Source organism: Halopenitus sp. POP-27 (assembly GCF_029889855.1).
Classification (GTDB): Archaea; Halobacteriota; Halobacteria; order Halobacteriales; family Haloferacaceae; genus Halopenitus; species Halopenitus malekzadehii.
The window spans coordinates 79,437-92,782 of record NZ_JARANU010000002.1 but is presented as its reverse complement, the minus strand read 5'-3'; the positions used below and the strand labels follow the sequence as shown (position 1 = coordinate 92,782).

Below are 13,346 nucleotides of genomic sequence, written 5' to 3'. Positions count from 1 at the left end.
GCCGTCTTTAATTCGCGTCCCGTGGAATCCGGACGTATGGAACTCGCCACGCTCGTCGACAGGCTTGACGAGACGCTCTCGACGGCGGCATACGCCGACGTGGACGCGAGCGCGAACGGCCTCCAGGTCGGCCCCGAGGAGTCGTCCGTCGAGCACGTCGCGGTCGCCGTCGACGCCGCGGACGCGACGATCGAGACGGCTGCCGACGCCGGCGCCGACGTCCTCGTGACCCATCACGGGATCTCCTGGGGCGGGATCGAGCACGTGACCGGCCGGACCTACGACCGGGTCGCCGCGCTCGTCGAGAACGACGTCGCGCTGTACGTCTCACACCTCCCGCTGGACGGGCATCCGGCGCTCGGCAACGCGGCCGGGGTGGCCGAGGCGCTCGGGGTCGCCGACCGGAAGCCCTTCGGCGAGCTCGGCCCCGTCACGATCGGCACGATCGGCGAGCTTCCGGAGCCGGTCGACGTCGGGACGGTAGCGGAGCGGCTCGAGGAGTTCGAGGGGCGTCAGCGTCCCGTGCAGGTCCTCCCGTTCGGTCCCGAGGCGGTCGAGCGCGTCGCGATCGTGACCGGTTCCGGCGCCGACTGGCTCGATGAGGCCGTCGATCGCGGCGCGGACGTGCTCGTCACCGGTGAAGGGAAACAGCAGATCTATCACGAGGCGCGTGAGGCCGGGATCTCGGTCTGTCTGGCCGGCCACTACGCCACCGAGACGTTCGGCGTGCGGGCGGTCCAAGAGCGCCTCGAGGAGTGGGGTCTGGAGACGACGTACGTCTCACACCCGACCGGGCTCTAGGGCGGTGGGGAACTGCCTCGGGCGACGTCGGGCGACGGATGCTAGGCGCCGTCCGTCGGCGATGGCTCCGGGGATGCCCCGGTCGCGATCCGGTCGGCGGCCTCGAAGCCGGCGACGATCCCGCCGTTGAGCGATCGCTCGGGGTATTGGGCCCGGCTCGCCATCCCGGCGTAGGAGACGCCCGGAAGGCCCTCGGTGGCGAGATCGTACGGGATGACCATATCGAGGTAGCCACGCTCGTAGACCGGCGCGGCCCGGGGGTTTCTGGAGATCCGGACGTCCCGAACGGCGGCCCGTGAGAAGTCGGGAAAGAGGTCCGCGATCCCCTCGAGCCACCGGTCGGTCAGCGCCTCGTCGTCGTCGGTCCAGTTCGCCTCCGCGGGCGATTGGACGTAGCTGGCGACGTACAGGAGGTGCTCGCCGCCGTACCGGTCCGGCGGGATGAAGTTGGTGTGCTCGATCAGCGCACCGAAGGGCGCCTCCTCGCCGATGTTGAGCCAGTAGGTGTCGGTGAGCGGCTCCTCGAGCGTGAGGAGCGCACAGACCGCACCCTGGAAGTCGATGTCGCAGCGGTACCCCGTGAGATCCTCGAGAACGTTCGGCATCGTTGCGACGACGACGCCGTCGACCTCGGTCGTCGTGGTTCCGTCGGGCGTCTCGACGGTGATCGTCCGGGCGGCACCGCGGGATGGGTTGTCGTCGGCCGTTTCGGTGCGTTCGGGGCCGGTTGTTTCGGCGAACTCGTCGCCGGTCTCGTTCGCCGGGGTTCCGGCCGCGTCGGCGAACCCGACCTCCGTCACGCGGGCGTTCGTGGTGACGTTCTCCCGGCCGATCGCATCGATCAGCGCCTCGAGAAGGACGCCGACCGAGCCGTCGAAGTAGCCGAGGACCTCCCCACGCAGGAGGTCGCGCTCGCCGCGGAACTTGATGCGACCGAGCAGCCACGCGGCCGAGACGTCCGCGACCCGGTCGCCGAACTTCGCCTCCAGCAGGGGCTCGAAGAACCCCTCGTAGACGCCCCGCGTGGTGTGATCGAGCAGGAACTCCCGGACCGGCACGTCCTCGAAGTCGGTCAGGTCCTCGTAGGTATCGGTCGAGGGAATCCCGCCCCGGACGTCGATCTCCTGGGTGAGCATCGCGAGCCGAAACGTGTCGTACAGGCTCAGTTCCGGATACGCGAGGATCTCCCAGGGCGTATCGAGCGGGTGGACGGTCCCGTCGACGTAGTAGGCGTTCTTGCCCACGCGCCACTCGATCCGGTCCGCGACGCCCAGCTCCTCTGCCAGCTCGACGATCGTCTCCTCCGAGCGGGAGAGATGGTGGTAGAACCGCTCGATCGGGTCGCCGCCGGTCCCGTATAGGCCGGCCAGCCCGCCGACGTCGTCGGATGCCTCGTAGACGTGGACGTCGTGGCCGTGCCGCTGAAGCCGGTAGGCGGCCGCGAGTCCGGCGATCCCGCCGCCGACGACTGCATACATACGAAACCGTGTGCGCGAGCGGGGTAAGTGCGTTGTGGAGTCGCGGCCGTGTTCCGGAGTCGCGACCACGCCGTGGCGTGAATCGTCGGTGGACGATCAATCCGCCGTCACGCTGAACCGGGAGACGTCCTCGTCGGGGACGTGGTCGGTGACGAGCGAGACGCCGACGGCGAGGGCTCCCGCGAGGACCATCAGCCCGAGCGCGACGTCCCAGCCGGCGTAGGTCAGCGGCAGACTGAGCCGGGCGTTCGTGAACGGGATCGGAACGGACTCGAGGAGGACGTGTGCGAGGTAGATGGCCTGCGGGATCGCGATCGAGGCGACCATCCCGGTTCGGGTCGCGCCGTCCCAGTAGAGCGCGACGAGCGCGACCGGCGTGAGCAACGCGAATCCCGAGAACGCGGTGTCGCCGACCTCGATCAGGGTTCCCGGACGGGTGAGACTCGCGAGGAACGCCAGCGTCGCGAAGGCGGTGACGCCGAGGCGGGCGACCCACGCCTCCCGGCGCGCAGTCGCGTCCGGCCGGACGAAGGGGCGATACAGGTCACGGGTGAAATACGACGACCCCGATAGCAGCATCGAGTCGGAGGAGGACATCATCGCGGCCATCGCGCCGGCGACCACGAGCGCGGCGAACCAGACCGGCGTGTACTCGGTGAGCAACACCGGGAGGACGTTCGCGCCCTCCGGGACGTCGATCGGAAGGCCGGCCGCCCACGATCCGAGCAGGAACGCGGGGACGAACAGCAGGAGCACGAGCACGGGCCAGAGCGCGAACGACCGCTTGAGCACGCGCTCGGAGTCGGCGACGAAGAACCGCTGGTTGATCTGCGGGAACATCGTCACCCCGAAGGCGATGGTCACGGCCGAGGAGATGATGAACTGCGGCGTGTAGACGCCCCCGCCCAGCGCGGCGAACTCGGGGTTCGCCTCGACCATGGCGGTCGTCGCCGTCGAAAGTCCACCGATTGCCGAGAGGACCCAGCCGACGGCGATCCACGTGATCGAGAGCATGAACAGCCCCTGAACCGTGTCCGTCCAGGCGACGCCGCGCATCCCAGCGATGACCACGTAGCCGATCATGAAGGCGGTGATGAGCGCCGCCCCGCTCCAGTACGGGACCGCTCCGCCGGTGAGGCCGACGATCGCCTCGCCGGCGCCCATCTGCTGTAACATCACGTACGGGAACAGCCACAGCAGGCTGACCCCCGCCACGAGCGCGCGCAGTCCGGGCGATCCGAACCGATCGCCGAACATCTCACCGAGCGTCATATAGCCGTGCTTTCGCCCGATGAGCCACTGTTTGTAGCCGATAACGTACCAGAGGATCGCGAAGATGATCCCGTCCATCACACCCATCACGAGGATCCATTCGGGCCCCGCCGCGTACGCGAGGTTCGGACCGCCGAAGAAGGTGAACGCGGACAACAGCGTCGCGAAGGTCGTGAACAACAGCACGACGGTGCCGATCGAGCGCCCCGCGAGGTAGTAGTCCTCCGCACCGGACCCGGCCACCCGGTAGGCGACCACCCCGATCGCGAACGCGACCACCAGATACGCGATCACGATCCCGAGTTCAAGGGTCGCGCTCATCGCCGATCACCGTCCTCCTGACGGCCGGGATCGAGGCCCATTCCGCGATTCCACGCGGTGCGCGTGAACAGGTAAAACACCACGGAGCAGAGCCCCAACCACCCGATATGCCACCACAGCCAGACCGGCAGTCCGGCGATCACCGTCCCGGTTCCCCACAGGAACCACGGGACGGCGAACGCGACGAGGATCACGAACGTGAATATCCACGCCAGATCTCGTCTGGATCGATCCATATGCGGCGCTCTTTCCCTCGGACGCCTAAAGGTGTCCCTCCCGACAGTCGTTGCCCTGGATATGGTTGTTGCTCGCCAGATGGACGTTGCCCTCGAGATGAGCGTGCCCCGATAGGCGGTGGCTTCGGAAGGACGACGCATCCACTCACGAACCCGACGCTCACGGACGTTCGATGCTCGTCCCCCGTACGACAGCTATTTCCGCGACACGATCCTATATAAACGTACTGGCGGCAGCGTGTCGCCATTTATATCATCATCACTGATCACGTATGGAAGACACAGCGAAATACCTCATTCACGCGACCATCGCCGCCGACGGCGTCGTCGAGCGGTCCGACGTCGTCGGCGCGGTCTTCGGGCAGACGGAGGGACTGCTCGGGGAGGAACTCGACCTCCGGGACCTCCAGCAGTCCTCGAAGGTCGGTCGCATCGACGTCTCGATCGAATCGGAGAACGGACAGTCGTTCGGGGAGGTGACGGTCGCCTCCAGCCTGGACAAGGTGGAGACGGCGATCCTCGCCGCCGCCCTCGAAACCATCACCCGGGTTGGCCCCTGTCGGGCCTCCGTCGAGGTCACCCAGATCGAGGACGTGCGTGCCACCAAGCGCCGCGAGGTCGTCGATCGGGCCAAGGAGCTGCTCGCCGGCGGGTTCGAGGAAACGGCCCTCTCGAGCGACGAGGTGCTCGAGGAGGTCCGCGACGCGGCCCGCATCGAGGGAATCGCGGAGTACGAGGGGTTGCCGGCCGGCCCCCGCGTCCGCGACTCGGACGCGATAATCGTCGTCGAGGGGCGCGCGGACGTCCTGACGCTGCTCGACGCCGGGATCAAAAACGGCATCGCCGTGGAGGGAACGAACGTCCCCGAGGCGGTCGCGGACCTCTCCCAGGACCGAACCGTCACGGCCTTCCTCGACGGCGACCGCGGCGGCGAACTCATCCTGCGGGAGCTCGGACAGGTCGGCGACGTCGATTACGTCGCCTTCGCCCCCGCCGGCGAGTCGGTCGAGGACCTCGACCGCAGCGCGGTGCTCGATGCGCTCCGCGGGAAGGTCCCCTACGAGACGCTCGCGGAGGAGCCGAACGCACGGGAGGTCGCCCGCGACCCTCCGTCGGGGTCGCCGACGACTGAGTCGTCGACCCCTGGCGGAGCGACCGAAGACCCGTCCCCGACGGAGGAGGATGCGGATACGGACGCCGACGTCGACGTGTCTGCCGAGGCGGACGCCGGCGTCGATGCATCCGCCGAGGCGGACGCCCGCAGTGGGACGTCCGATGACGAGAACGCCAACGTGGAGACGTCCGCCGAGACGGCGGACGACGGCGATGTATCCACCGAGGAGGATGACGATGCCATCGCCGCCGCCGGACCTGGCGACACGAAGTCAGTCCGCGACCACGTTTCGGACGTGGTTGCCGCCGGTACCGGCCGCGCCAGGCTGCTCGGGCAGTCCGGTGAGGTGCTCGCTGAAGTCGACGCTGCGGCCGCCTTCGACGCCCTCGAGGACGCCGATCCACCCCCACACGCCGTGGTACTGGACGGGGAGATCTCCCAACGGCTGCTCGACATCGCCGCACAACGGGGCGTCTCCCAGGTCTTCGGTCGGTCGACCGGGTCGGTGGTCAAACAGCCCATCGGGACCCGCGTCACCACGGTCGAGGACGCGGCGGTCGAGGCCTGACTCGGGACTGCAGGCGGGATGATTTCTCCGGGCGTCGATCGCGTTCAGCCATCGTCGCCGGCGGTCGAGTCGCCTTCTCCGACGGCGTCGTCACGGCCCGGATCGGCGCGATAGCGGATCGCATCGCGGTCTCCGTACTCCTCCGGGAGCCGTTCGACCGGCCGGAAGCCGCAGGACGTATACAGCGACCGCGCCGCCTCGTTCCCGGCGGCCACGAGCAGCGTCACCGGCGTGTCGACTCCGGACCGGGCCGCAGCCAGGAGTTCACGGGCGCGTCCCTCCCGGCGGACGGCGGGATCGACGACGAGCTCGGCGAGGTGTCGAGTCTCGGGGGCGTCGATGAGGAGGGCGTACCCGACGACCGATTCGGCGCCGTCCTCGTCGATCGCCGTCGAGACGAGAACGGTTCCGCCGGCGGAGCCGCTCGCCGTGAGTCCGTACTCCAACAGCGCCGGCGAGGGGTCGGTGAGGTACCGCTGTAGACGGTGTAGCGGGAGTGAATCGCCGGGACGGGCGGGTCGAACGCGGCTGCTGCGGTCGGCGTGGCCGGGAGGGCTGCCGCGGTGATGATCGTGATCCATCACGGGAGCCACACGCTCCCCGCGGCGGCCGCGAGGGCGCCCGTCAGGGTCGCGAGGAAGTTGACCGTCTGGTTGCCGATCCGTCCGCCCTCGAGGATCGCACCGAGGAGACTGTCCGCGGTCATTCCGACGACGCCTGCCACTAGCACGAGTGCGCCGCCGGCGACCGGGTCGCCGACCGGCATCCCGACCGCGGCGAGTACGCCCACGAGGCCGGCCCCCGTGATGCCCGCGAGTTCGCCCTGAAGGGTCACCGCGCCGTCGGTCCCCGGATCGACCGGCTCCAGGGTGGTGATGAGTCGCGGGTCGTCATACAGGCCGCCGATCTCCGAGGCGAGCGTGTCCGCCATCGCCGTCGAGACGGCGCCGGCGAACGCGACCGAGAAGACGACGCCCGGCAGGGAGAGGTGTCCGGTCGCGGCGTAGCCCACGACCGCCGCGAGCGCGACCGCCGAGTTCGCGAGCACGTTGCCGCTTCCGCGGGCCCCCTCGTTCTCCTGGGCGACGCCCCGAGTGGTCTTCTCCTCGAACCGGAACTTGGAGGCGAGCCCGCCGATCGCGTAGAAGGCGATCAGGACGACGAACCACCCGACGCCGCCGAGAACGATCGTCAACAACCCCAACAGAACGCCGGTCACCATCCCGGGCACGGAGGCCGTCCCGAGCGCGTAGGAGACGTAGCCCAGCGCGATGGTGACGCCCAACGCGAGGACGATCCCCTCCACGGTCATCTCGGGGGTGATCTCGACGAACAGCCACGACAACAGCGCGACCGCGATCATCACGAGCGGGTCGTCACGCTCGAGCAGCATCGACCGGAGCAACGCCGCGGCCAACGCGCCGACGGCGGCGATGAACACGAATCCGGGCGGGGCGATCGGAGTTGCGCTGGCGACCGCCACGGCGACCTGCGCGCCGACGCCTGCGAGGGATCCGACGATGACGAACGCGGTCGCGTGTGCGAACTCATCGTCGGTGAGCGATCGAACCGCCTGCGTCCCGAGGTTTCCGAACGCGAGGAGAATGACCGCCGCCGCGTAGACACGCACCGGCATCGTCACGCGTGGGAGCGTCGCGAACAGGCCCAGTCCCGTGGCCGCGAGGGCGAACCCGGCGAGCCCGTTCAACCGGCGGTCCCGGCGATCGCCCGGTCGTGCGAACAGCTCGAAGACGGGCCCCTCGCGGACGACGAACGCCGCCAGTCCAGCGACGATGGCGAACGGCACCGCGACGGCCGCGCCCGTCCACGGCGCGGCGAGCGCAAGCAGCGACACCGCGGCGAACCCACCCGCCCGTCGGATCCTCGACTGCACGTCCGCGCATACCCTCGACGGTCACTTAACCCTCCCGACATCGGGGGGCGGCGCCGCAGTCGGGACCTGGCGTCGTCGAGGTGCGCCGTCCTCGAAGTGCGGTGTCGTCGAGACGTGGCGTGTTCGCTCCGTGTCCCGGTCGGTTTTTGCCGATCGACCGCGTTCTCTCCACTGTGGGACTGTACGATACGTATCTCGCGATCCGCCACCGGATCCACGAGGCGAACCCGCCCGGCCACGTCGCGGTCGTGATCACCGAGCGGGACCTGCTCGAGCAGGGCGCCTACGACACCCTCGAGCGGTTCTTCGGCTGGGCGTTCGGCCGCGGCGCCGACCGCGTGACGGTCCTCGTGTCGGTCCTCGATGCGGCGGTCGTGGAGACCCTCGAGCGTGAACTCCGCCGCGTCGACGCGCCCCGCCCGGTGGCCGTTCGCGGCCCGGGGGACACCGAGCGGGCCGACGCCCCGATCCAGGTGAGCATCGGGCTCGGCGGCAAACGTGAGTTCGCCGAGGCCGTCCGAGAGATCGCCGACGACGTCGCGGCGGGCGATCTCGATCCCGACGCGATCGACGAGGCGACGATCTCGGAGCGGCTCGTGTTCCCCGACGAGCCGGACCTGCTCATCAAGACCGGGGCCGAGCGGCTGTCGGATTTCGCCATCTGGCAGTCGGTCTACTCCGAGCTCTACTTCACCGACGTCAACTGGCGTGACTTCCGCGAGCGCGATTACCTCCGGGCGGTACTCGACTACCAGAACCGGAAGCGTCGGTTCGGGACCTGAGACGTCGTCGAGCGTCCCTCGAGACGCCGCCGATCGTTCCCCGAGACCCCGGCGAGCGTCCCCCGAGGCCCCGGCGACCGGTCTCGTCCTCGCCCTCGCCTGCGCCGTTCCCCTCACCTGCGCCGTTCCTCTCGCCTGCGCCGTTCCCCTCACCTGCGCCGTTCCTCTCGCCTGCGCCGTTCCCCTCGCCCACGGCGTCGGTCGGCGCGCTTATCGGCTCCCAGGCGTAACGGTACCGCGTGTCCCGACCCGTCGATCCGACGATCAGGGAGGTCTCCCGAGCCGACCTGCTGTCGGTGGTTCGGATCGAACGGGCGGTCTTTTCGGATCCGTGGCCCTACGACGCCTTCGAGCGGCTGCTCGATGCGCCGGCGTTCCTCGTCGCCGAGCTGGATGCGTCCACGTTCGACTCCGATCGACGGGATGCGATCGATTCCGGGGCGCCCATCGCCGGATACGTCGTCGCCGATATGACGCCCGATTTCGGACGCGATATCGGACACATCAAGGACATCGCCGTCCACCCGGACGTGCAGGGGAACGGGATCGGCAGCCAGCTACTTCGGTCCGCGCTCGCCCGGCTCCGGTTCCGCGGCGCCGCCGTCGTCAAGCTCGAGGTTCGGGCGAGCAACGGGCGGGCACGGTCGCTGTATAGCGATCACGGATTCACGCCGATGCGCCGGGTCTCGCGGTACTACAACGACGGCGAGGACGCGGTCGTGATGGTGCTCGACCTCGAGGACTGGACGCCGCCGTAGCCGGTCTGCACGGCGGGTCGTCCACACGGGAGTGGATACCGCGTCGGCGTCGCGGTCGGGGGGACGAATGTGGGAACTTTTAGGGTCGATCACGCCCTCCCGTTCGCTATGAGTACGGTCCCCGACCGGAGCGAGATCGATGCGCAGCACCGCTGGGATCTGGAGGACATCTACGCCGACGACGAGGCGTGGGAGACGGCCTACGAGTCGGTGTCCGACCGGGTGGATGAACTCGGCGAGTACGAGGGGCGAGTCACGGAGGACCCCGAAACGCTCCTCGAGCTGCTCGAACTCCGGGAGTCGGTGCTGCGCGAGGTCGCGAAGGTGGCGACCTACGCCCGGCTGCGCAGTGCCGAGGACACGACGAACCAGACCTACCAGGCGATGGCTGCCCGGGGGTCCTCGCTCGGCTCGACGGCCTCGAGCGAGATCTCCTACCTCGAACCGGAGCTCCAGGAACTGACGGGCGCGGAGATCGAGTCGTTCATCGACGCCGAGCCCGCTCTCGAGGCCTACGAGCACTACTTCGAGGACGTCCGCCGGATGAAGCCACACACCCGGTCGGCGGAGGTCGAGGAGGTGCTCGCGGACCTCTCGGAGGTCACCGGCGCCCCCTCGGAGATCTACTCGATGCTCACGAACGCGGACATGGAGTACGGGACCGTCGAGGGCCCCGACGGCGAGCCAGTCGAGATCACGCAAGCAAACTTCACGAAGCTGCAGACCAAACCCGACCGCGAGTTCAGACGCGACGTTCACGAGACCTTCTACGACCAGTGGGCGGACGTCCGCAACACCGTCGGCACGTCCCTCGAGAAGGCGGTTCGCGAACACGTGACGAGCGCGGAGATCCGCGGCTACGACACCGCCCGAGAGGCCGCACTCGATGGGTCGAACGTCCCGCCCGGGGTTTACGACACGCTCGTGGATACCGTTCGTGAGGACCTCGACGCGCTCCACCGCCACGCCGAGCTGAAGCGATCGGCGCTCGGCGTCGACGAGCTCCGGAGCCACGACCTGTACATGTCGCTCACCGGCGACGAGGGTCCCGACGTCGAGTACGAACAGGCGGTCGAGTGGGTGACCGAGGCGGTCGCCCCGCTCGGCGACGCCTATCAGGAGCGGATGGCCGAGGGGCTCGAGAGCCGCTGGGTCGACGTCTACGAGAACGAGGGCAAGCGCTCGGGGGCCTTCTCCTCGGGGACCTACGACACCCAGCCGTTCATCCTGATGAACTACCAGGACGACATCGCCTCGATGTTCACGCTCGCCCACGAGCTCGGCCACTCGATGCACTCCGAGCTGGCCGCCGACGCCCAGCCGTGGCACGACGCGAGCTACGACATCTTCGTCGCGGAGATCGCCTCGACGGTCAACGAGACGCTGCTGACCCAGCATCTCCTCGAGACGCTCGAGGACGACGAGCTGCGGACGCACGTCCTCGACGAGTATCTCGAGCGCTTCCGGAGTACGCTGTTTCGACAGACGATGTTCGCGGACTTCGAACACCGGATCCACGCCCGGATCGAGGACGACGAGGCGCTCACCCCGGACGTCCTCGATGCGACCTACGGCGACCTCAAACGGGAGTTCTACGCGCCGGCGACCCTCGAGGGCGGGATCGAGCGCGAGTGGGAGCGCATTCCCCACTTCTACTACGACTTCTACGTCTACCAGTACGCGACCGGGATCGCGGCCGCCGCCGCCATCGTCGACCGGATCCTCGAAACGGGCGAGCCCGCCGCGGCCGACTACCGCGATATGCTCGCCGCCGGCGGCTCGGACTACCCCCTCGAGGTCGTTCGACTCGCCGGGATCGATATGGCCGATTCCGAGCCGATCGAGTCGGCGATCGGCGTCTACCGGGGCTACCTCGACGAGATCGAGGCGCTGTTGGAGTTGTAGGCCCGCGCGCCGGTCGACGGGTGTCCGACTTCCGCACCGTTTTTCTTCCGTCCCGCGGACGGGTTGATATGGGTAAACAGCCGCACCTGCTCGTCGAGGAGGGCGACGTCGAGTCGATCGCGATCGTTCCCGGCGACCCCGGCCGCGTCGACCGCATCGCCGCCCAGTGTGCCGACGTCGAGACGGTCTCCGAGAACCGCGAGTACAAACTGGTCAACGCCACCTACGAGGGCGTTCCGCTCACGATCTGCTCGACCGGCATCGGCGGCCCCTCGGCCGCGATCGCGCTCGAGGAGCTGGCGAACGTCGGCGTCGAGACGGTCCTGCGCTGTGGCACCTGTGGCGCGCTCCAGTCAGACATCGAGATCGGCGACATGATCGTCGCCAACGGCGCCGCCAAGGAGGAGGGGACCTCCAAGCGCTACGAGTCGGCCGTCTATCCTGCGGTGCCCGACTACGGTGCCCTGTCGGCGCTGGTCGACGCCGCCGAGGCGAACGACGAGGCCGTCCACGTCGGGCCGATCGTCTCCGACGACGCCTTCTACAACGAGAGCGAGGATTTCGTCGCCGACTGGGAGGCCGCGAACCTGCTCGCGATCGAGATGGAGGCGGCGACGCTGTTCGCGCTCGCCCGACGGAAGGGGCTTCGCGCCGGCGCGATCTGTACCGTCGACGGCAACCTCGTCGAGGGGACACAGAAGGGTGCCGACTCCGACGACGAGCTTCCCGCGAAGGCGAAGAACAACGTCGAGCGGGCGATCACGCTGACGCTCGAGGCCGTCGCGTCCTTATAAGCAATCCGCTCGCGATCGGTGTCCCCTATTGAACACGTCCGGGGCCGACGTCCTCGGTGACGTTCACGGCCCGGAACGTTCACGGCCGTTCAGTCCGGATCTTCGCTCCGTTTCTCGTCGACTCACTCCTCGTCCGGAGGTTCCTCGTCCGGGTCGACGGCATCGGACGGCTCGCCGTTCGCGGACCCGCCGGCGGACTCGACGCCGAGCCCCTCGTCGTCCATGATCTCCTCGGCGACCGCCGTCGAGTCCGCCCCGAACGCCGAGTCGACGAGGAGGTGGCCACCAAGCGTCGCCGGCGAGATGACGTCGTCGGCCCCGGCCCGCCGAAGCTTGTCGACGTTCTCGCGCTGGGTCGCACCGGCGACGATCCGCACCTCCGGGTTGAGCTGGCGTGCGGTGAGGATCGCCAACGCGTCCTCGGCGTCGTCGTTGGTGGCCACCACGACCGCGCGGGCGTCCCCGATCCGGGCCGTTTCGAGGGGTCCGACGTCGCTGGGATCCGCCGCGAGCACCGCGACGTCGCGGTCCGCGAGCCGGCTCGCGTGGCGTTCGTCGTCGGTGACGACGACGTAGTCGATGTCGCGTTCGATGAGTTCTTCGAGGATCGGTTCCGTCAGGTCCCCGTACCCTAACACGAGGACGTGGCCGTCAAGGAGGTCGAACTGTCGTTGTGTCATCTTTCCGAGTGCCTTCGAGAATTGCGCCTCGATCGCGGGCGTCAACAGGACCCCCAGCGCGACCGCGAACGCGGCGACGTTTATCACGAGCACCGAGAGGCCGAACATCCGGCCGATCGCGCTCGTCGGGGTCACGTCACCGTAGCCGACGGTCGAGGCCGTCACGACGGTGTAGTAGAACGCGTCGACGATCGAGTTGATCCCGGTGAACTCCTCGCGCAGCGCGAACGAGCCGAACGTCCCGTAGCCGAGCGCGGTCACGAGCGCCGTCCCGGCCGCCAGCTGCGTCGGCGAGGGGCGATACGTCCGCGTGAACCGGTCACGATTGACGACCAGTGCCGGGATGGAGACGATCGAGAGGGCCACGAGCGGGAGCGAGACGACCGAGACCTGCAGTAGGCCCTGGATCCCGGTCAGCGGCAGCAGGATCGCGGTCGAGTAGAGACCGACCCGGTAGCCGCGTTTCAGCGCGTACCCGCTCGCCAGCATCGCGAACCCGGTGAGCGTCCCGGAGAACCCGACCACTTGCCGGACGATGTCGGGGATGTACGGGGAGAGCGGTCCCACGACGCTCACCCCCGAGATGTGGAGCAGCCCGACGACGATCGACAACACCGCGACCGCGAACGTCAACACGATCGACGCCCGCACGGTCACCCACTCGCGGCTCAACTCCATACCCGTGGGAGACGCAGGATCGACTTAAAAGGTACGCGGCATACTCACCGTGGATGCCGCCCGGC

General features: G+C 68.7%; 12 protein-coding genes. 6 read left to right on the top strand and 6 right to left on the bottom strand.

What is annotated here, in order from left to right:
• The first annotated feature begins 36 nt into the window (after window positions 1-36).
• The gene (locus tag OQF70_RS02180) at window positions 37-801 is read left to right on the top strand and encodes a Nif3-like dinuclear metal center hexameric protein (protein WP_280535587.1); all 765 of its coding nucleotides are present in this window, start codon (window positions 37-39) and stop codon (window positions 799-801) included.
• A 41-nt stretch (window positions 802-842) separates the two neighbouring features.
• Here OQF70_RS02180 and OQF70_RS02175 read toward each other — a convergent pair whose 3' ends face one another.
• From OQF70_RS02175 to OQF70_RS02165, 3 genes are all read right to left on the bottom strand, one after another.
• On the bottom strand, window positions 843-2,279 hold the full coding sequence (locus OQF70_RS02175; RefSeq protein ID WP_280535586.1) for an NAD(P)/FAD-dependent oxidoreductase: 1,437 nt from the start codon (window positions 2,277-2,279) through the stop codon (window positions 843-845).
• 96 nt (window positions 2,280-2,375) lie between these two features.
• Complete coding sequence (locus tag OQF70_RS02170; RefSeq protein WP_280535585.1) at window positions 2,376-3,872, bottom strand: sodium:solute symporter family protein; 1,497 nt, start codon at window positions 3,870-3,872, stop codon at window positions 2,376-2,378.
• Window positions 3,869-4,108: a DUF3311 domain-containing protein gene (locus tag OQF70_RS02165; RefSeq protein WP_280535584.1), complete on the bottom strand. Its 240-nt coding sequence runs from the start codon at window positions 4,106-4,108 to the stop codon at window positions 3,869-3,871. Before OQF70_RS02165 ends, OQF70_RS02170 begins: the two co-directional genes overlap by 4 nt.
• 272 nt (window positions 4,109-4,380) lie before the next feature.
• On the opposite strand from OQF70_RS02165, the gene dnaG reads away from it, so the two are divergent.
• Window positions 4,381-5,790, top strand: a complete 1,410-nt coding sequence (gene dnaG, locus OQF70_RS02160) for a DNA primase DnaG (RefSeq protein WP_280535583.1) — start codon at window positions 4,381-4,383, stop codon at window positions 5,788-5,790.
• A 44-nt stretch (window positions 5,791-5,834) separates the two neighbouring features.
• On the opposite strand, the gene OQF70_RS02155 is transcribed toward dnaG, so the two are convergent.
• On the bottom strand, window positions 5,835-6,371 hold the full coding sequence (locus OQF70_RS02155; RefSeq protein ID WP_280535582.1) for an N-acetyltransferase: 537 nt from the start codon (window positions 6,369-6,371) through the stop codon (window positions 5,835-5,837).
• On the bottom strand, window positions 6,371-7,684 hold the full coding sequence (locus OQF70_RS02150) for a DUF92 domain-containing protein (protein WP_280535581.1): 1,314 nt from the start codon (window positions 7,682-7,684) through the stop codon (window positions 6,371-6,373). Before OQF70_RS02150 ends, OQF70_RS02155 begins: the two co-directional genes overlap by 1 nt.
• Before the next feature lie 173 nt (window positions 7,685-7,857).
• Between OQF70_RS02150 and OQF70_RS02145 the strand changes: the two genes are divergently transcribed.
• The 4 genes from OQF70_RS02145 to OQF70_RS02130 all read left to right on the top strand — a co-directional run bounded on the left by OQF70_RS02145 (window position 7,858) and on the right by OQF70_RS02130 (window position 11,923).
• Window positions 7,858-8,466 carry an undecaprenyl diphosphate synthase family protein gene (locus OQF70_RS02145; RefSeq protein WP_280535580.1) on the top strand — a complete coding sequence of 203 codons (609 nt, stop codon included), beginning with the start codon at window positions 7,858-7,860 and terminating at the stop codon, window positions 8,464-8,466.
• A gap of 239 nt (window positions 8,467-8,705) precedes the next feature.
• Window positions 8,706-9,224 carry a GNAT family N-acetyltransferase gene (locus OQF70_RS02140; RefSeq protein WP_280535579.1) on the top strand — a complete coding sequence of 173 codons (519 nt, stop codon included), beginning with the start codon at window positions 8,706-8,708 and terminating at the stop codon, window positions 9,222-9,224.
• 108 nt (window positions 9,225-9,332) lie between these two features.
• A complete protein-coding gene (gene pepF / locus OQF70_RS02135) occupies window positions 9,333-11,129 on the top strand; it encodes an oligoendopeptidase F (RefSeq protein ID WP_280535578.1) in 1,797 nt (598 codons plus the stop codon).
• A 68-nt stretch (window positions 11,130-11,197) separates the two neighbouring features.
• The gene (locus OQF70_RS02130) at window positions 11,198-11,923 is read left to right on the top strand and encodes a nucleoside phosphorylase (protein ID WP_280535577.1); all 726 of its coding nucleotides are present in this window, start codon (window positions 11,198-11,200) and stop codon (window positions 11,921-11,923) included.
• Window positions 11,924-12,045: 122 nt separating this feature from the next.
• Here the strand turns inward: OQF70_RS02130 and OQF70_RS02125 are convergent, their stop codons facing one another.
• Window positions 12,046-13,281: an NAD-binding protein gene (locus tag OQF70_RS02125; protein ID WP_280535576.1), complete on the bottom strand. Its 1,236-nt coding sequence runs from the start codon at window positions 13,279-13,281 to the stop codon at window positions 12,046-12,048.
• Window positions 13,282-13,346: the final 65 nt, after the last annotated feature.

Coding starts and splice junctions, on each gene's coding strand:
- OQF70_RS02180 (WP_280535587.1), top strand. CDS start 37: ATGGAACTCGCCACGCTCGTCGACAGGCTTGACGAGACGCTCTCGACG.
- OQF70_RS02175 (WP_280535586.1), bottom strand. CDS start 2,279: ATGTATGCAGTCGTCGGCGGCGGGATCGCCGGACTCGCGGCCGCCTAC.
- OQF70_RS02170 (WP_280535585.1), bottom strand. CDS start 3,872: ATGAGCGCGACCCTTGAACTCGGGATCGTGATCGCGTATCTGGTGGTC.
- OQF70_RS02165 (WP_280535584.1), bottom strand. CDS start 4,108: ATGGATCGATCCAGACGAGATCTGGCGTGGATATTCACGTTCGTGATC.
- dnaG (WP_280535583.1), top strand. CDS start 4,381: ATGGAAGACACAGCGAAATACCTCATTCACGCGACCATCGCCGCCGAC.
- OQF70_RS02155 (WP_280535582.1), bottom strand. CDS start 6,371: ATGGATCACGATCATCACCGCGGCAGCCCTCCCGGCCACGCCGACCGC.
- pepF (WP_280535578.1), top strand. CDS start 9,333: ATGAGTACGGTCCCCGACCGGAGCGAGATCGATGCGCAGCACCGCTGG.
- OQF70_RS02130 (WP_280535577.1), top strand. CDS start 11,198: ATGGGTAAACAGCCGCACCTGCTCGTCGAGGAGGGCGACGTCGAGTCG.
- OQF70_RS02125 (WP_280535576.1), bottom strand. CDS start 13,281: ATGGAGTTGAGCCGCGAGTGGGTGACCGTGCGGGCGTCGATCGTGTTG.